The sequence below is a fragment of the Shewanella sp. DW31 genome, from assembly GCF_015767295.1.
Taxonomy (GTDB): Bacteria; Pseudomonadota; Gammaproteobacteria; order Enterobacterales; family Shewanellaceae; genus Shewanella; species Shewanella oncorhynchi.
On sequence record NZ_JADWMP020000005.1, the window covers coordinates 1 to 18,444 of the forward strand.

At 46.8% G+C, this 18,444-nt stretch carries 14 protein-coding genes and 1 pseudogene; 8 read left to right on the top strand and 7 right to left on the bottom strand.

From position 1 onward, the window contains the following. Positions 1–551: 551 nt before the first annotated feature. Positions 552–1,943 carry an SEL1-like repeat protein gene (locus GWI56_RS05675; RefSeq protein WP_198572363.1) on the top strand — a complete coding sequence of 464 codons (1,392 nt, stop codon included), beginning with the start codon at positions 552–554 and terminating at the stop codon, positions 1,941–1,943. A 73-nt stretch (positions 1,944–2,016) separates the two neighbouring features. On the opposite strand, the gene GWI56_RS05680 is transcribed toward GWI56_RS05675, so the two are convergent. Then, the gene (locus GWI56_RS05680) at positions 2,017–2,928 is read right to left on the bottom strand and encodes a bile acid:sodium symporter family protein (protein WP_173497711.1); all 912 of its coding nucleotides are present in this window, start codon (positions 2,926–2,928) and stop codon (positions 2,017–2,019) included. 380 nt (positions 2,929–3,308) lie between these two features. Here GWI56_RS05680 and GWI56_RS05685 point away from each other — a divergent pair, with 380 nt between their 5' ends. The 3 genes from GWI56_RS05685 to GWI56_RS05695 all read left to right on the top strand — a co-directional run bounded on the left by GWI56_RS05685 (position 3,309) and on the right by GWI56_RS05695 (position 6,001). Beyond that, entirely contained in the window at positions 3,309–4,646 is a 1,338-nt protein-coding gene (locus GWI56_RS05685; RefSeq protein ID WP_105250563.1) for a coproporphyrinogen III oxidase family protein, read from the top strand. A 132-nt stretch (positions 4,647–4,778) separates the two neighbouring features. Next, positions 4,779–5,012, top strand: a complete 234-nt coding sequence (locus GWI56_RS05690; protein ID WP_011787794.1) for a hypothetical protein — start codon at positions 4,779–4,781, stop codon at positions 5,010–5,012. A gap of 47 nt (positions 5,013–5,059) precedes the next feature. Beyond that, positions 5,060–6,001 carry a DUF4424 domain-containing protein gene (locus tag GWI56_RS05695; protein ID WP_198572364.1) on the top strand — a complete coding sequence of 314 codons (942 nt, stop codon included), beginning with the start codon at positions 5,060–5,062 and terminating at the stop codon, positions 5,999–6,001. Between the two features lie 53 nt (positions 6,002–6,054). Here the strand turns inward: GWI56_RS05695 and GWI56_RS05700 are convergent, their stop codons facing one another. Then, entirely contained in the window at positions 6,055–8,055 is a 2,001-nt protein-coding gene (locus GWI56_RS05700) for a ligand-gated channel protein (protein WP_173248134.1), read from the bottom strand. A gap of 125 nt (positions 8,056–8,180) precedes the next feature. Here GWI56_RS05700 and GWI56_RS05705 point away from each other — a divergent pair, with 125 nt between their 5' ends. After that, a complete protein-coding gene (locus GWI56_RS05705) occupies positions 8,181–9,194 on the top strand; it encodes a LysR family transcriptional regulator (RefSeq protein WP_198572365.1) in 1,014 nt (337 codons plus the stop codon). Positions 9,195–9,271: 77 nt separating this feature from the next. After that, a pseudogene (locus GWI56_RS05710) lies at positions 9,272–10,153 on the top strand (patatin family protein). Here GWI56_RS05710 and GWI56_RS05715 read toward each other — a convergent pair. Then, positions 10,137–11,078 carry a LysR family transcriptional regulator gene (locus GWI56_RS05715; RefSeq protein WP_198572366.1) on the bottom strand — a complete coding sequence of 314 codons (942 nt, stop codon included), beginning with the start codon at positions 11,076–11,078 and terminating at the stop codon, positions 10,137–10,139. The pseudogene GWI56_RS05710 and the gene GWI56_RS05715 overlap by 17 nt on opposite strands. A gap of 28 nt (positions 11,079–11,106) precedes the next feature. Beyond that, positions 11,107–11,964, bottom strand: a complete 858-nt coding sequence (locus GWI56_RS05720) for an EamA family transporter (protein ID WP_173497717.1) — start codon at positions 11,962–11,964, stop codon at positions 11,107–11,109. A 193-nt stretch (positions 11,965–12,157) separates the two neighbouring features. On the opposite strand from GWI56_RS05720, the gene trmL reads away from it, so the two are divergent. Then, a complete protein-coding gene (trmL, locus tag GWI56_RS05725) occupies positions 12,158–12,622 on the top strand; it encodes a tRNA (uridine(34)/cytosine(34)/5-carboxymethylaminomethyluridine(34)-2'-O)-methyltransferase TrmL (protein ID WP_198572367.1) in 465 nt (154 codons plus the stop codon). A gap of 29 nt (positions 12,623–12,651) precedes the next feature. Here the strand turns inward: trmL and GWI56_RS05730 are convergent, their stop codons facing one another. After that, positions 12,652–13,203 (bottom strand): hypothetical protein, encoded by a 552-nt coding sequence (locus GWI56_RS05730; protein ID WP_173497718.1) that lies wholly within the window; start codon positions 13,201–13,203, stop codon positions 12,652–12,654. 212 nt (positions 13,204–13,415) lie between these two features. Here GWI56_RS05730 and GWI56_RS05735 point away from each other — a divergent pair, with 212 nt between their 5' ends. Then, entirely contained in the window at positions 13,416–15,443 is a 2,028-nt protein-coding gene (locus GWI56_RS05735; protein WP_198572368.1) for a S9 family peptidase, read from the top strand. Positions 15,444–15,531: 88 nt separating this feature from the next. Here the strand turns inward: GWI56_RS05735 and GWI56_RS05740 are convergent, their stop codons facing one another. Then, positions 15,532–16,980 carry a pitrilysin family protein gene (locus tag GWI56_RS05740; protein WP_242068356.1) on the bottom strand — a complete coding sequence of 483 codons (1,449 nt, stop codon included), beginning with the start codon at positions 16,978–16,980 and terminating at the stop codon, positions 15,532–15,534. Continuing rightward, on the bottom strand, positions 16,977–18,308 hold the full coding sequence (locus GWI56_RS05745) for a pitrilysin family protein (RefSeq protein WP_198572369.1): 1,332 nt from the start codon (positions 18,306–18,308) through the stop codon (positions 16,977–16,979). Before GWI56_RS05745 ends, GWI56_RS05740 begins: the two co-directional genes overlap by 4 nt. Between the last annotated feature and the right edge of the window lie 136 nt (positions 18,309–18,444).

Below are 18,444 nucleotides of genomic sequence, written 5' to 3' on the forward strand. Positions count from 1 at the left end.
TCTATAATCGCCCATGCTTTTCGTTTCCTCTTACTTGTGGTGAATAAGAAGTCTCTTTTAGCATGGGCGTAATTCAGGCTATAGCCTCAAGGAACAATCACCACCGCCAGAGGCGGTGGTTTTGGGATGACAATAAAGCGCGTCACACACCTGCAATATAAATCGCAGCCAAGAAAACTAACCTATTATTAATACTGTATTTTTATAAAAATTATTTACCAAAAAATGATTAAATTGATTCAGTGTCAACTGTACTAAACCAATAATAAGAACGTGAAGCCTATAGTTCAGCAATGAAGATACGTATTGCCCATCTCCCACTCCCACAATATTGAATACCACTAAAAAACTTCGGACTCAGCTAATCAACGATTAGCTATCGTCGGCTTCCATGTAACGCCAACACACGGCTGTGCTACCGCTGCAATTCATCCGCCTATCCATAACACAGTGGTAAACCACAAGGCTTGCTTGTAGCATAACAAGCCTCTATGTTAGCCAACTTCACTAGCACTACCGCTTACAAGTACCCGCTTAACGACAAGAATGTTATGAAGATATTCACTATTGCTACTCTCCTATTACTGTTGACAGTAAGCTTTGCAGCAACCGCAGAAAAGTCCGCGCTGGAACAGCTATTTGAGCAACAACAATACGACGCTTTCTTACAACAAGCGCAGCAGCAAGCAGCAGAGAACAATGCTGAGGCGTTATTCTTACTGGGTAAAGCCTACCATCTCGGCCGTGGCGTCACGCAAGACAATGCCACCGCCAGCCAATACTATGAACAAGCCAGAGCCTTAGGTTCGGCCCGTGCCAGCCATAATCTAGGTAGCATGGCGCTGGATAATGATCGAAAAACGCAGGCCATCCCCTTGTTAGAAGAAGCGCTGGCGCGGGGTCTTAAACTACCGACCTTATATAACCTAGGACGAGCACACAGTCCGGCAGATCCCAGCTCAAGGTTCTATCTAGCGAAAGCAATCACTGCGGCGCAGCAAGCGGGGAGTTACTTTGGGCAAGCCTTTGAACTCCAGCCCGATAACCTCTATCTGGATAATGCCTCACGCGAGTGTCTGCGCGCGTACTTAATGGCGATGCAAAGTGTCGGCAGCGAAAGAGAAAGCATCAACATCCCGCAGTTACGCCAGCAAGCCATAAAGTGGCTAGAATTGGGTATGGCAGCAGATGACGGTACGGCGTGGACAAACTACGGCGCTCTGCTGTTGAATGAAAATGACTACAGCGGTGCGAAAGCCGCATTTTTACAAGGTGCTAAGCATCAAGTTGCCATCGCTAACTATCATTTAGGCAGCATGGAAGAGCGCGGTTTGGGCGCAGAAGCCGATAAAGTGCGAGCACTGGCATACTACGAGAAAGCGGCGTTAGCCGGCATGGAACAAGCTAAAACGCCCGCATATAATCTGCTTAATGCACAACTGGAATACGAAAATGATCTCACTAAATTGGAACAGGGCATTGCCCGCTTTTATGCACTAAAACAGCAAGATCAGTATGTTCCCATCTCACTGGACTCAGTTATAAATCGGCTAGCGTGGGGTAAGTTTCTGGCACTGCAGCGACAACAGATTATTTCGCTGCCAGCAGCGGCCAAAACCCAATTAAGCTTGCAGGCCTGTGGTTTAGGCTACAACCAACTGCATGGCAGCATATACAATATTGGAGAAAACTCTCACTGGCGTATGGCAGCCTATCTAACCTTAGCTGACAAAATCGCCTTACCACTAGAAGGCAGAGTCGATGAACATGGCTGCGCCAGTTTAACGATTGCCATGACTGATCAGCTGTATCACTTGTTACAACAAGGTGCCGTATTCGGATTGCGCTTTCCCAACTACACACTGCCACTGGCATTAAGCCGGCAAGAAAATATCTTGCAGCTGACACTTATGCCCGTCGAGACCCCATTACCGGTTAATTAGTCACAGCAATTTAAGCCTGTGGCCGCGCTTGCTCAGGTTACAGGCATAGTCTATTTTCGACAGCAACATCTTATTAATCTTGCGATTCCCTCGCCCAATATCCGGCCAACATGGCGCCTGATAGGTTATGCCATATCGAGAAGATGGCACTGGGGATAGCGGAAATGGGGCTAAAAAATTTAATACATAAAGCAGTGGCGAGACCGGAGTTTTGTAGGCCAACTTCGATAGAGATAGTTTTACAGACTGTGTGGTTAAAGCCTAATAAACGGCAACAGAAATAGCCTAAGGCGAGACCAAGACCATTATGTAAGAACACGGCCAGCAGAATAATCGGGCCAACTTTATCAAACTGATTGGCATTTAACGCCACGATAATCGTAATCGCCATCACAATTGCCAAGATAGAAATCAGTGGCAATGCAGGAGCGACTTTAGCCACCAGCGATTTAAAAAAATGATTGATAATCACGCCAACGCTGACAGGGATCAGCACAATTTTCACTAAACTCAGCAGCATATCGGCGAAGGGTATATCGATCATTTCCCCAATCAACAGCTTAATAATCAGTGGTGTTAACACCACGCCCGCTAAGGTTGATAGGGCCGTCATGGTTATCGATAAAGCCACGTCGCCTTTCGCTAAATAACAGATCACGTTTGAGGCGGTGCCGCCTGCAACACTGCCTACTAGCACCATGCCTATGGTGAGTTCCCTATCTAATCCTAATAACAGGCTGATCAATAATGCGCTGAGCGGCATGACCGAAAATTGCAGCACGAGTCCTGCGAGTACCGCACGTTTCTGTTTGAAGGCATTAGCAAAATCCTGCAGATCTAAGGTGAGCCCCATAGATAGCATGATGATCACCAACAGCGGCACTATGGCGGATTTAAGCTCAGTAAACCAACTCGGTATCAGATAAGCTGTCATTGCGCCTATCAGTGCCAACAGCGGGAAGAAGCGGTTTACGTTTGCCAACATAGTGGGCCCTTTACATCAAGAGGTTATTTTTATCGCTCGGATGATGACAGCCGTCCCTTGGATAGACAAGCGCTAATCCGCCAGCAACAAAATGCCTAGAATGGTGATTTTCAATCTCAGTATTTAGACTGACACGGCAAGCTAACCCCGCAAATCTACAATAAATTCCGCTAAAAAATGTATGATAAAAATGCATTCTCAATCGCTAAAACATGATCTGCTTAACAAAAAGCCCGTGATTTCCTTGTTAGGAAACCGTAACTTATAACCAGTTCACGTTTTAACAATTACATACGAGGTAGTCTTATTGCGCTAGGTGGTCGTGAATTACCTAAAGCAATTTCGGTGTTTACGGTTAGCACTCTCAGATAGGAATCGTTATGTCATCAGTTATTCAAACGCTCAGCGGCGCTATCGCAACGCCTTATCAAGCGAATATTACCGTCCCTAACTGGATGCTCGGCTCGATGGAACGGGTCATGCAGTACTATGTCGATAAGAATCTTCGCCTCGATACGCTTTCCGCAGAAATGATGCCAGCACCGGTTGAAGGCAAAAAATATATGCTATACGCACATATTCCCTTCTGCCATACCCTGTGCTCTTACTGTACCTTCCACCGTTTTATGTTTAAGGAAGACAAGGCGCGTGCCTACTTCATCTCATTACGTAAAGAGATGGAAATGGTCAAGGCCCTCGGCTATGACTTTGAATCTATGTACATTGGTGGTGGTACCACCACGGTATTAGAAGACGAATTAGCCCGTACCATAGAACACGCTAAAACCCTATTTCCTAGCATTAAAGAAGTCTCCTGCGAGTCCGATCCGCAGCATTTAGACAGCCCAGGCTTTAAACAGCTCAAAGGCTTAGTGGATCGCATGTCTATCGGCGTGCAAAGCTTTAATGACGATATTTTAAAAATGACCGACCGACTCGATAAATTCGGCACGGGTCAGCAAACCTTCGACAAGATCATGGGTGCCAAAGAGTTATTCCCTATTATCAACGTCGACCTGATTTTTGGTTTCCGCGGCCAAACCGATGAAGTGATCCAACACGATCTCGACATGGCATCGCGCTTAGACCCAAGACAAATTACCACCTATCCGCTGATGATCACTCATCAAACCCGTAAGAGTGTTAAAGGCAAATTAGCGGCGCCGCAAGCGGATATGGCAAACCAATATCGCCAAATATTAAACAGTCTTAATGGTCAATATAATCAATTATCTGCATGGGCATTTGGTAAAACCGATGACGAAGGATTTGATGAATACGTTATTGATTACGACGAATATTTAGGGGTAGGTTCGGGCTCATTTAGTTTCTTAAATGACACGCTTTATGTGAACACTTTCTCGCTACGTAAGTACCAAGAACGCATCGCAGCGGGTCAAATGGGTGTCGAGCAACAAAAGAACTACAGCAAAAAAGACGTGATGCAATATCGCTTTTTGCTGGGCATGTTCTCCGGCCGTTTATCGCGTAAATATTTCCGCGAAACCTTTGGCGTCAATTTAGATACCGCCTTATTTAAAGAAATGACCTCGATGAAACTGATTGGCGCCATCAAAAACGACCCAACAGATCCAGACAATCTGATCGTCACCGATAACGGCAAGATGATGGGTCTATTGATGATGAAAGAGTTTTACTCAGGCATGGACAACGTGCGCGCTCAATTGCGTAAGCCACTCAAACCCTGCGATATGTAACACTTATTGATGATTGTTGATTCATAAAGACTAAACAGGCCCTTCGAGGGCCTTTTTGTTAACTCGGTTTAAAGGTAATCTTGCCCAGTACTATTAATTGAGCACAATCCCAACAATAAAGGAGTATTCGTTATGGGTTTTAATGAACAAGAAAAACAAGCCTTATTAGCACTCAAAGGCGTTGGCCCTACGGTAATTAAACGCTTCGAAGAAATTGGCATCAGCTCGCTGCAACAACTCGCCCAACACGAAGTGGATGATATTGCTAACTTAGTCGCCAGCATGCTGCGCACCACTTGCTGGAAAAATAGCCCACAAGCGCGAAATGCGATAAGTGCGGCCATCGACCTCGCCCGCGCGCAATAATCGTTCTCCATTGATACTTAAAGCATCCAACTAGAGTTAAGAAGTACATGTCAGCACACTTAGTCATACCCCTTTTTGCTATAGTTTTACTCGTCTACGGAGAAACGGCCTCTGCCAACGACAGCAGTTTTGGCGATGCTAATGGCTCTATTACCTTGAAATATCAGCCTAATATCAGTATGGATAAAGAGTCCCTCTTCATCAGCGAGACCGAAGTCAGGGTCGATTATGTGTTTACCAACACCAGTTCGCAGGATCTTATCGTCCCCATTGCCTTCCCCATGCCACCGATGTTTTTTGGCTCAGCCGATCACAGCAGCATTGATAATTTCACCCTTAAAGTGAATGGTAATACCCAGCCAACTCAGCACAGGCTGGTTGCCCAACTTGCCGATAAAACCGATATTTCAGCCGAGCTGAAACAGCTTGGTTGGGGGATAGATGAAGTCGCTTACTTTGCCGAATATGCCGATGTCCCCGAGGGCAAACCCGCGCTCCCCAAACAATGGTTGGATGAGGACCAACAAATCGCCTTTACCCTAAGTGATTACTTTGTGTGGGAACAAACCTTTCCCGCGGGCCAATCTGTCGCTATCAGCCATAGCTACACGCCAAGCCTCTCAACGGGCATCCCCGATACTGCCAGTAGTATTATTGATACTTACACTGAACTGGCCTGTTTAGATGAAAGCGCCAAGCAAGGCATTAGGAAGCGCAACCTTATCGTTAAACAAGACGGTGAAGATCAGGAGATTGGCGTCGAATGGAGCCATCTTAGCTATATTTTGGTCACAGCTAATAACTGGCAAGGGTCAATTAAGGACTTCAAACTCACCCTAAAAAAATCCCAGCCCACAGATCTCATTAGCTTGTGTTTTGATGGCGAGCTTAAAAAAACTGACCCACTCACCTTTGAGTTCCAGCAAAAACAGTTCACGCCAAAGCAAGATCTCAGCGTCCTGTTTATTCGTAAACCGAATTTTGAATAATCAGAAAAGAAGCCAGCTAAGTGCTGGCTTCTTTATAACTTGCTATTTTTAATTTAAAAACTATAGGTCATACCTAACCAGTAACGGCGGCCATCTTCGATATAACCGTATTCCTCTTGGGTAATTTCCTTATCGAAGGCGTTATAAATGCCCGCGCTAAATTTCAGGCTATCGTTCAACTGGTAGTTAGCCCCCAAATCCAGCAGAGTATAAGAAGGGGCGATTAAGCTGCTCGATGAAGGTCCTGTCGTCGGTTGGCTCTCTTCGCCACGGTAGTTCACCCTCAACCAAGTGCTTAAATTATCAATAGGCTCGTAGTTGAAAGACGCTTGAATCAAATGCTTAGGCAATTGATTCAATGGGCTACCTTTATAAACACCTGTCTTTTGCTCCGAATCCGTATAGGTATAGTTACCTGTCAAACTCAAGTTTGAGCGAATGCGATAGTCGATACTCAGTTCAATCCCTTGGGTCACAGCTTCGTCGACGTTCACATAAGTCGTCGGATTAGAACCAAATTGATTTGGACCATCGGTACATTGAGTCGCAGGACAGGCTACGCGGGTGATCTTGTCATTAAACTCGTTATAGAACACACCCGCGCTGGCGGTAATGCTCTCGGTCAGATCAGAATACAAACCTAACTCGTAGTTAACTGAAGTTTCAGGTTGTAAATCTGGATTACCGTACATGTTGCCACCGCGGCTGACTTGTCCCCAGTCGGGCACTGTCTGGCGTAAACTCGGCGCCCTAAAGCCTGTTGATACACCGCCCTTTAAGGTGGTGCTGTCGGTTAATCCCCACACGCCATAAACGCGCGGACTGACATGATTACCAAAGTTTTCATCATCATCCAAACGCAGCCCCATGGTCAGAGCAAAGTTATCGACAATGCGCCATTCATCCTCAGAAAACACCGACCATTGTTTGCGACTAATATCAGTTAAGTCACTCACTTGGTTACCTGTTTCGTCGGTGAGATCTTGATGGTTGAATGCTGCGCCAAAGGTCGCTGTATGACTTTGGCCTAACGTAGTGATAAGGCTAGATTGCGCATCCGTGTTAGTGATTTTCATCTTACGGGATTTATTATCAAACACTTCATGCTTGATATAACTATCCGAAGTACCAAAGTTCCAACGACCTGTATGTGAAAGGGAGAAGGTGCTGTTTTCATATTCTGTCGTTGAAGATTCAGGGCAACCGCGACGACCACAGGCTTCGCCCGGTGCTAACGGTGTGACGGTTTTACCTAAACTGCTGTCGAGTTCTTGGTTAGAAGTACCAACTTCAAACATGATATCGTGATTTTCATTGGGTGTGAGCGCAAATCTCGCGGTCAAGTTAGTCGCATCGCGACCTCGGTAACCACCATAGATTTGATCTTCTTCACGCTGAGTATATTGACCATAAAGTTGCATCCCTAGCAGATCTTTGATCAAACCACCGTTGACGAAAAAGTTGCCTTGATACACATTTCCCGAGTCAGACTTTTCCTGCAAAGTGCTGTCGAGTCGTACCTCACCCTGCCACTCGTTTGGCACTTTGCGAGTGATAATGTTAATTACCCCACCAATGGCATCCGAACCATAAAGTGACGACATAGGCCCACGAACGATCTCAATTCTATCGATAGCAGCCAATGGTGGCGTCCAAGCGCCTTCAACGCCTGGGCCGTCACTGTTGGTCCGTGTCTCGCGCGAGGATTGGCGTTTACCATCCACTAAAATTAACGTGTATTGGCTACCCATGCCCCGCAGACTGATATCCTGACGGTCTGCACCGCCCGTAATCACTACGCCGGGCACTTCTAACATGGCATCGGTTAAGTCGCGGTAGAAGCGGTTATCCAGATCCTCACGGGTGATCACGCTGATAGAAGCTGGCGCATCACGAATTTGCTGTTCAAATCCCGATGCAGTCACCACGATTCTTTCCATCATCTTTTCTTTATCTGACGCGGTATCCGCAAGGGCATTTGTTACTGGTACTGTGGGCAACAAACATAAAGCGGTGATCACTTGAGCGAGGTACTTCTTACGACTTAACAACATAACCGACAAGTCTCCATTAGAGCAAAGATTGTAAATGAGAACAATTTTCAATACGGCAATGTATCTCTATGTTACAATCAGCTCAAGTTAGACTTTAGGTATTCACTTGTAAGAGTTACTTAAAAATGAATAAAAACATGATCAAAGGGATGATCGTTTTTGCGACAATCGCAGAAAAGGGCTCAATGAGTGCCGCAGCGCAGCAATTAAATCTCAGCTCGTCGGCGGTAAGTCAGCAAGTGACCAAGCTCGAAATGGACATGGGGATCAGCCTGTTCCACCGCAATACCCGCAACCTCACACTCACCGAAGCAGGCAGTTTGTTCTATGAGAATTGCCGCAAGGTCATAGCGATAGTCGAAAGCACAGAGCAGAAACTTAATAACTTGAAAGGTATTCCATCAGGGGAATTAAAGATTGCCGCGCCTATAGGATTTGGCGGCGGCCTGTTAAGCGAACCTTTTAATTACCTGTTGGCAGCACATCCACAGATAAGTTTGAATTTACTGCTGCAAGATGGCCCGATAGATATAGTCAACGACGGTATCGATCTGGCGATTTGCATCGGCCCCTTATCGGATTCCAACTTAATTGCCCGCCATTTAGCCGATTGGCGTATGTTACTGTGCGCCTCCCCCAATTATCTGCCAATGCATAAAAACCTTAGCCACCCAACGGAGTTAGCTGAAATAAATCGGATCTATCACACTTATGCTAAAGGCGATATCTTAACCCACGCCTTCAGCCAAGAGTGTTTTGAACTGACAAGCCAGCGAATTAGCGTCAACAATATGCAGGCGTTAATTCAACTCACACTCGATGGTCTAGGATTTGCCGCTCTGCCCGAACCTGAAGTGCATAAATACCTCGAAAGCGGCCAACTGGTCACCCTATTACCCGAATGGTCACTCAATACCTACAGTGTTTATAGCGTAACGTCGGCGCGAGATAAGCAGCCCGCAAAAGTGAAAGAAGCACTCAATGCACTTAGCCAATACTTTAGTCAGGCAGATTTTCACCAAGCCTATCATGTTAACCTGGGCCATCAAAAAGATGGTGTAAACGATAACGTAACCAATATCTTACCAATTAAAACTAAGAAAAAGTCACATCATCTTGATGTTGGTCACGCATCTTGAGGATACCTTACACGCATTCATTTCTGCGCTAAGCTGGGGTATTCTGCGGTGATAAACCGATAAAAAGATGTAACTCGATGAAAGATGTGGCCTTAGTGTTGGAAGGTGGTGGCCTCAGGGCCATTTATACCGCAGGTGTATTAGACGCGTTTTTACAGCAGTCACTTCACTTCAACTATGTAATTGGGGTATCTGCAGGTGCCATTTATCCCGCGTCCTATGTATCCCGCCAATTTGGTCGCAATCTCCACATTCAGCAGCAATATCTCAATGACAAACGCTATATGGGCATCCGCCATTGACTGGCAACGGGTAATTATGTCAACACAGACTTTACCTACCGTCGCATGGCTTATGAGTTGCTGCCATTTGATTTTGATACATTTTTAAATAGTAATACCGAATTCAAGGTCGACGCCTTTAACTGCAACACAGGAAAAACCGATTACTTTGGGATGGCCGATTTTAATGAACACGATAAATTGCTCGACGTGCTCATTGCCTCCTCTAGCCTGCCTTTTATGTCTAAACCCAGCGTGATCAACCAAAATCCTTACCTCGATGGCGGCATCGGCAAACCGATACCAGTAGCGCAATCACGAAAGGACAGTTACGCACGCCAAGTCGTGATCCTGACTCAAGATGAGCATTATCAAAAATCCGCGATGAAAATGAATTGGTTAGCCCGCAAAACCTATAAACACTATCCCGCCGTTGCCCATGCGCTAAATGAACGCCATCGTGTTTATAATCAAGCATTAGTCGAGTTAAACCAAGCCGTTGCGAATAATAAAGCCTTTGTGATCCGCCCAGCGCAACCACTTAATCTATCGCGGCTCGATCGCAATATCGGTAAAGTAACCGCTGTCTATCAGCAAGGCTTAACAGATGGGCAAAATATCTTGCCCGCATTAATCACTTGGTTAGCCGCACCAAAACGGCCTAAATCTGAAGTGTAATCGAACGCAGCACTTGGCTAATAATCAACTCTCGCAGCCATTTATGGCTCAAGTCGTGTTCGAAGTGTTTGTGCCACATCAATAAATACGCACCGGGGATCAGCTTGATGGGTGATGGTAAAGACTGAAGCTCAAAAGACTTCATCACAGCCAAGGCATAGCGCGAAGGTGCGCAGAGGATTAAATCGCTCTGTTCACACAGGGTGAGAGCACTCTGAAAGTCGGTCATATTCACGGCAATATCCCGTTTACGGCCCTCGAGTTGCAACACATCATCCAGCAACCAATGCTCTAAACCGCCAAAGGCCACTTGCAGATGGCGATAACTCAAGAAGGTATCTAAATTCCATTCTTGTGTTAACGCCGGATGATCACGACGCATCAAACACACGGGATAATCCTGCACTAACTCAACATGGCATAAGTCATCGGGAATATTATTCACATGCATGGGCGAGCGCTCATCCCACTCGCGGCAACCTATGGCTAAGTCGATGTCGCAGCGCAGTAATCTGTCCATGGTATCGAGTCGCCACGTTTGGCAATTGAGACTCACACCGGGCGCTTGAGTGAGCAACATGGGCATAAAATGAGGAAAGGTCAGTGAATAGGTGGTTTCGACCAAATGCATTCTAAACTGTCGTTGGCTCAAGGCGGGTTCGAAGGTGTCCGGCCGAGTAAATTGCGCCAATTGCTGTAAGCATTGGCGCAACTCAGGCGCGAGTGACAAAGCCTTGGGTGTCGGTTTTAGGCCGTAGGCGGTACGCTCAAATAAAGGATCATCAAATACTTCCCTCAGACGTGTGAGCTGTTTACTCACCGCCGACTGGCTCAAATGCAACCGCGCAGCAGCGGCGGTCACGCTTTGCTCCTCAAGTAGAATTTCGAGTACGGGCAGTAAATTCAGATCCAAACGTTTTAGCATCTATGCCTCATTCACCCCAAAATAATGACTAGGGTTGCACTTTTTTAAATGGATTTAACCTTAAATTCTGCGGCAACTTCATCAATAACAGTGACAATAAAATCACAGCTATTCCCATCCATTGGCGCATATCTAAAGTTTCCCCCACAATCATGACCCCTAATGATACGGCAACCACAGGGTTGACTAAAGCGACCATACCCATGATTTCTGGCCCTAAGTTTCGCATAGACCATAACCAAGCCCAATAGGCAACGGCGGTGTTGGCAATCACTAACCATATCAGTGAAGGTACAAGCGTCATACTCGGTAGCTGCGGTGGCCCTGCCATAAACCAAGCCAGTGGGATCAACATCAAACCGCCTAATAATAGCTGCCACGCGGTCAGCACTAAAAAGTCACCCACATCCCACTTTTGCATCCAGCGAGAAGAAAAGGCAATTAACGTAGTGGCGCTCAACATGCACAACACGCCGATAGGATCGAGATCCGCCGAAGGGTTAAGCAGTAAAATCACCCCACCAAGACCCATTAAGCCTAATAATAACCACTTCATTGCTGGGCGTTTTTTATCAATGAGCCAAGCCAGTATTAAGAAGATGAGCGGCAGAGTGGCCCCTAAGGTTCCCGCCACCGCGCCCGGCAAACGATACGCGCCGATAAATAGCAAAGTGAAGAAGGCACCGATATTACAAAAAGCCAGCAAACCAAGCTTTGACCAAACCAAAGTTGGCAAACGAGGACGCAGCATCAACATCAGAATCCCCGCAGGCAGCGCGCGCCACACAGCCACCCAATAGGGCGACATATCATGTAAGTAGAGACTCACTAACGCATAGGTCGTCCCCCAAAATACAGGGGCGAGTAACGCAATAATAAAGGGCATAATGACTTCTTAAAAAGTATCTTGATGTTGAGATATATTACTTTGAGATAATAAAACAGGCAAGCCTTGAGATAACAATTCCACCGATTACAACCTCTATTGCATGAACTTAGCCAAATCCACCCACAACAGACACTGCGCTTGGGCGCCGTTTGCCGTATAATCGGCCGTCATTTTCTACAGGCGGGCCAGTATGTTCCATATCGCACTCTATGAGCCAGAAATCGCACCTAACACAGGTAATATCATTCGCCTTTGCGCAAACAATGGCTGCCAGCTGCATTTGATTGAGCCATTAGGTTTTGATCTAGAAGAAAAAAAGCTACGCCGCGCGGGTTTGGACTATGCCGACTTAACCAATGTGACTCGCCATAAAGACTTCGATGCTTTCCTCGAAGCCATGGCTGGCAAGCGCATTATGGCCTGTACGACTAAGGGGAGTAGCCAGCATACTGAACTGAGTTTTGCCAAAGACGATGTGCTGCTATTCGGCCCAGAAACCCGAGGTTTACCGATGGCGATTATCGAATCTATCCCCACTGAGCAGAGACTACGCATCCCCATGGCGGCCACCAGCCGTAGCTTGAATCTTTCTAATGCGGTGGCGATTATCAGCTATGAAGCGTGGCGCCAACTGGATTTTGCTGGCGCACTTTAAGCGCTATCGAAGGTAAATCGGATTGGCGACTAAGGAGATGGCGCGACTGGCGTCATCTCTATCCCGCGAAAAAGCTGATAGCGATCAACATCATCGTCTAAATATTGAATATTCTGCGTCCATTGCCATGTGTTAGCTTGAGCACCCGCCCCCTTTGCCTCGAACAGTAATTGAATTAACGCAGACCGGGCAGTCACCACGCCCTCACCCAGCAAAGAATAATCGCCATTTTGACGATATAAGCTAAAGACTTGCTGCTTCTCTTGGGACACGCCATCGTAATAAGTCAACAACACTTGCTCGCCCTGCTCCCTAAACCACCAGGTTTCACTATAGGGCGCACGCGTGCCAACACTCACAGACAATAACAGCTGCCGCTTATCATGGGAGCAAAATCCGGTGACTGTGACTTTTCGTGGCACTTCCCCCACTTTAGCGGCATCGCCCACCCATTGACCGGTAAACTGAGGGCAAAACTCACTAAAACTTACCCTAGCCGCGTGCGCAGCCAGAGGAATAACAGTACTCAGTGCAATTGTCACTCCCCATAATAGTCTTAATCGATTGATTTTATTCTGCATCTACCTAGTCCTCAGCCGAAATCTCATCCTAGATTAGCCTGTAATTCTGCCATCAACAAATCACAATTAGCCGACAACCATTCACAGATGCTTACACAAAGCGTCCCGCTATGGGTTATCACTCAGTTTGCTTTCATGCTCGGTTTCTATACTCTCGAATCTGCACCATAAATAAAATCATTATAACTATATGTATGATAAGGAGACTCACAGTGAAGAAGGCAGGAATCTTATTGCTCTGTCTGTTGATGCCATTCGGCTCAGCATTTGCGGAGCAGGGTAAACCGCTCTCGGTGGAATTGCTCTGGCAACTTAAGCGTATTGGTAGCCCAGTCGTATCGCCCTCTGGTGAGCATATTATTGCGCCAGTCACAGAATATGATCTGAAGGAAGATAAAGGTTCGACCCAGTTATGGCGTTTTGATGGCGAAGGTAAAAATAATCGTGCTATTACAGTCAAAGGGTTAAAGGTAAGTGAACCCGTGTTTTCGCCCGACGGCAAAACCTTAGCCTTTGTGAGTGAGCGAAATGAAGACGACGCAGGCCAAATCTACCTATTGCCTATGGACGGTCCGGGTGAAGCGCAGCGCTTAACCGACATACCTACTGGCGTAAATGGTATTAAATGGGTTGGCAAGCATTTGTATTTCATCAGCAATATATTCCCAAATCAAACATGGGACGAGATGAAAACCCAACTAAAAGCCGACGAGGACAATAAGGTCTCCGCTCGCCAGTGGAACGCTTTGCCCTACGCTCAGTTCGATCATTGGTTAGATGAACGTCGCCAAGCCCATGTATTTAAGATCCCCGCTTCGGGCGGCGAAGTCGAATCCGTGACGCAAGCGCTCGGCCATGAGTTACCACGCTCGAGCCAAAGCAGTTCAAGTTACGATATTTCGCCTAATGAAGGCTTAATTGCCTTCAGTACTTATGGCTCAGACAACCGTATCGACCCTAAACTGGATATTTTCCTTGCGACGATTGGCAGTGGTAAAGCAGAGAATATCACCCCAGAAAATCAAGCCGCAGATGCTGATCCCAGCTTTAGCCCCAATGGCAAAACGCTGGCTTTTACCCGTCAGAAAATCCCTGGTTTCTATGCCGATACTTCAAGGCTGATGTTACTGGATATCGATAGCCGTAAACTTAATACGCTAACACCTGAGTGGGATCGTTCGGTCAGCCAATTTAATTGGACCCCCGACAGTAAAGGCTTTTATGCCACCATCGAAGATGCCGCCACTAACCGCATTTATCATATCGATGCCAAAAACGGTAAAGTCAAAGCCATTACAGAGGCAACTGACTTTAGCCAACCCGCCATAGGTAAAGACGGTGAACTGATTGCCACCAACGAGAGCTTTTTGCACCCAGCGCGCTTGGTCAGCATTAATCCCCGCAATGGTAAGACGGTACGCCTAGAGAATTTTAATGACGATATTCTCAAAGATGTTGATTTAGGCACTTACGAATCAGTGACCTACAAGGGATATCAAGATCAAGATATTCAAATGTGGGTTCACTATCCCCCCGGATTCGATCGCAGTAAAAAATATCCACTCTTTATGCTAGTTCACGGCGGGCCACACAACGCCATTACTGACGGTTTCCATTACCGTTGGAACGCACAAACCTTCGCTTCTTGGGGATATGTCACTGCATGGCCGAACTTCCATGGCTCTAGTGGCTTCGGACAAGCGTTTGCCGATGCGATTAACCCAGATTGGAAGAATAAATCCCTCGAAGATGTGCTCAAGGCGGCCGACTGGTTTAAACAGCAAAGCTGGATTGACAGCGACCGCATGGTGGCGGGTGGCGCAAGTTACGGCGGTTATCTGACCTCAATTATTTTAGGTCAACCACATCCCTTTAAAGCCTTGTTGATCCACGCTGCGGTTTACGACATGTATTCACAAATGGCGTCGGATTTTGCCGTCCACAGCACCCGATTTGGCAACTACTGGGATAATCCTGAGCTGTATAAAGCCATTTCTCCACATTACTTTGCGGCTAACTTTAATACCCCAACCTTAGTCAGTCATGGTCAACTTGACTACCGGGTACCTGTGGGACAAGGGTTTGAACTGTTCCGCACCCTTCAAACTCGCAATGTGGAATCGCGGATGATTTATTTCCCCGATGAAAACCATTGGGTTATGAAACCCAATAACTCTATCTATTGGTATAACCAAGTGAAGGATTGGATGACCCATTATGCTAAGCCGGGTGGACAATAAACGCTGCATCTAGCACCAAGAACAGAAAAGCAAAAGGTCTGCACTATGCAGACCTTTTCTTTATCGAATCAAGCCTCGCAATAATAGCTTATTGGCCAAATCCCGTGGCTTTAATATCGACGGTTTGCACTTTGCCGTACTTAGCGGCAATAGGTGCAATCTTAGCCGCATTGCCAATCAGCACAAATTGCAGATCTTTTTGCGGGAAGTAAGTTTTCACTAACCTTTGGGTTTCTTCTAGGGTTAAACCATCCACCTTAGCTTGGAACTCATTGATAAACTTATCATCGAAACCATACAGATACATGCCTGATAAGAGCCCCGCCAGCTGCCCAGAGGTTTCAAACTGAGGCGGGAACTGACCCTTAACATAGGCTTTAGCCGAATCTAAGGTCGCTTGATCTACACCTTTCTCCCATAAACGAGCATAGGTTTTCAAGGCTAAATCCATCGCTTCTTGAGTGGTTTCCGTCTTAGTGAAAGTGCTGATTGTGAATACGCCCGAATCGGTATAAGGGCTAAAACCTGAGCGTGCGCCATAGGTTAAGCCTGCGTTCACCCGCAGCTCGTCGTTAAGCCAAGAGGTAAAACGACCACCTAAAATAGTGTTCACTACCGTTAAACCTACATAGTCTGGATTGTCACGACTAATACCTAAGCCCCCGATCACAAAAGTAGTTTCGATTGCATCGGGTTTATCCACCAGCAAGACTTTGGCCTCAGTCAACTGAGGCAAACCTTGGTTTAAATCAGGTTGTACCAGTTTTTCGCTGCCTTGCCACTGACCAAAGGCTTGCGTCAGCTTGGCTTTCATCGTCGCCACATCAAAGTCACCCACGACAGTTATCGCGGTATTGGAAGGTTGATAGTAACTCTTATGGAAGGCGCGCAGTTGCGGCACGGTTACTTGTTCAAGCGAATCGCTGTTACCCGAAGCCGCATTACCATAAGGATGTGCACCAAATACGAGCTTATCAAAATAGCGACCAATCACCGCCCGCGGGCTTTCTTTATCCTGCTGCAGCCCAGCAATCGCGCGCTGTTTGAGCTTATCAAACTCGGCGGCATCAAAGTCAGGCGTTAACATCGCCGCGCTAAATAAGCCCAGCATCAAGTCAATGTCCTTCGCCATAAAGTCAGCACTCAGATAACTGCCTTCCTTATCCGCTTCGGCCACTAAGCTTGCACCGAGAAAATCCACTTGCTGCTCGATATCCGCCTTAGATTTCCCCGCCGCACCTAACAGCAAGCCTTCTGCCGTCATTTGTGCCACGCCTGCGGTGGTGTCATTCACAGCACCGGCGCGTACCACGGCATTTAAGGTAATTAACGGCACTTCGCGCTGCGGCATTAAGTACACAGTTAAGCCGTTATCTAACACAAACTTATCGTAACTTGGCATCGCAAAGCTGCCAGTATCGACCCGCTTTGGTGCCGATGTCGCCGCGCAGCCCGCTAAGACTAAGCTTGTGCCTAAAGCCAATGCTGCCATTAACTTAGACGATTTCCCAAGTGATTTCATTGCTGTCGATTTCATAGGGAAGACTCCTCGGTTGCCGCCAGCACAGCCACAGTGCGATTCGATTTACGTAAGTAGGTTTGGGCAACTCGTTGAATATCCGCAGGCGTCACCTTGTTATAGGCTTCAGGTGCATTAAATAACTTGTCGTAACTGCCAAAATACATCTCATAGGTGCCTATGGTATTAGCCTTACCATTAATGGTTTCCATCGAACGATAAAAATCCATCAACTTAATATTTTTAACTTTATCCAGTTCTTGCTGGGTCACGCCAGTTGTCGCAATCGCATCGATTTGTTCAATCAACGCATGCTCCAGCGTCGAGGCTTTAACCTCAGGTGTAGCAACACCCATCACATAGAAGAGGTTAGGATCGACCGACATCGGCATGTAAGTTTGCGCTTCTAAGGCCACTTGTTTATCAACCAATGATTGATATAAACGCGAGCTATTACCTTGGCTTAGAATCGAGCTTAATAAATCCAGCGCATAAAAATCCGCATGGGTTGCCGCCGGAATATGGTACGCCAACATTACGTTAGGTGTGCTGACCGATGCCTTCTGCACAAAGGTGCGACGCTCACCCTTTTGCTCAGGTTCGACAGTGCGAATCGCTTTAGGCGGAGTCTGTGCCGGAATAGGCGCAAAGTACTTGTCTGCCAAGGCTTTTACTTGGGCAAGCTTTACATCACCGGCAATCACGACCACGGCATTGTTCGGCGCATAATAGGTTTTATGGTACTGGACTAAATCTTCCAGCGACCAAGCGGCGATATCCGACTCGTGACCGATCACCGACCAAGAATAAGGGTGGGCTAAAAATGCCACGCCTTTGATTTCGCCTTCGAGGGCATTCCAGTTCGAGTTTTCTAAGCCAGTGGAACGCTCCGACTGCACTACACCACGTTCGCTATCGACCATGGCTTGGTTGATATCTAAGTTAGCGATGCGGTCAGCTTCGAGATCGAACATAGTTTCGAGCGCATTGGCGGGGAACCAATCGGTATAAACCGTCATGTCTTCAGTGGTATACGCATTGTTCGCGCCACCGGCGGCTTCCATAGTACGGTCGAACATTTTTGGGCCGTACTTTTTCGAACCGTTGAACATCATGTGTTCGAAAAAGTGCGAAATACCGGTAATGCCGGGCACTTCGTTACGTGAACCGACCTTCCAAAATAAATACATGTTGGCATTGGGAATTGAGGCATCTTCTAGCACCATGATTTTCATGCCGTTATCTAGCGTGAAACTCTTAATGTCTTCTGCCGTGGTGGCCTGTGCTTGGCTTAGGGGGTTCAAAAGTCCCATGGCCAACACCAGAGCCGATAGCGTGCGCTTCATCTTGTTCGCTCCTTGCTGTAAATATCCACATATAGAGGTAAATTGTTTAACAAATCAAGCGCAGGAAGCGTATCCCGCGCCGATTTTTTGTAAGCTCAAGTTATACCGCAGCGCTTACGGAATAATGCATTAGCCA

Coding starts and splice junctions, on each gene's coding strand:
- GWI56_RS05740 (WP_242068356.1), bottom strand. CDS start 16,980: ATGAAATCGACAGCAATGAAATCACTTGGGAAATCGTCTAAGTTAATG.
- GWI56_RS05685 (WP_105250563.1), top strand. CDS start 3,309: ATGTCATCAGTTATTCAAACGCTCAGCGGCGCTATCGCAACGCCTTAT.
- GWI56_RS05680 (WP_173497711.1), bottom strand. CDS start 2,928: ATGTTGGCAAACGTAAACCGCTTCTTCCCGCTGTTGGCACTGATAGGC.
- GWI56_RS05690 (WP_011787794.1), top strand. CDS start 4,779: ATGGGTTTTAATGAACAAGAAAAACAAGCCTTATTAGCACTCAAAGGC.
- GWI56_RS05700 (WP_173248134.1), bottom strand. CDS start 8,055: ATGTTGTTAAGTCGTAAGAAGTACCTCGCTCAAGTGATCACCGCTTTA.
- GWI56_RS05730 (WP_173497718.1), bottom strand. CDS start 13,203: ATGCAGAATAAAATCAATCGATTAAGACTATTATGGGGAGTGACAATT.
- trmL (WP_198572367.1), top strand. CDS start 12,158: ATGTTCCATATCGCACTCTATGAGCCAGAAATCGCACCTAACACAGGT.
- GWI56_RS05715 (WP_198572366.1), bottom strand. CDS start 11,078: ATGCTAAAACGTTTGGATCTGAATTTACTGCCCGTACTCGAAATTCTA.
- GWI56_RS05675 (WP_198572363.1), top strand. CDS start 552: ATGAAGATATTCACTATTGCTACTCTCCTATTACTGTTGACAGTAAGC.
- GWI56_RS05720 (WP_173497717.1), bottom strand. CDS start 11,964: ATGCCCTTTATTATTGCGTTACTCGCCCCTGTATTTTGGGGGACGACC.
- GWI56_RS05705 (WP_198572365.1), top strand. CDS start 8,181: ATGAATAAAAACATGATCAAAGGGATGATCGTTTTTGCGACAATCGCA.
- GWI56_RS05745 (WP_198572369.1), bottom strand. CDS start 18,308: ATGAAGCGCACGCTATCGGCTCTGGTGTTGGCCATGGGACTTTTGAAC.
- GWI56_RS05695 (WP_198572364.1), top strand. CDS start 5,060: ATGTCAGCACACTTAGTCATACCCCTTTTTGCTATAGTTTTACTCGTC.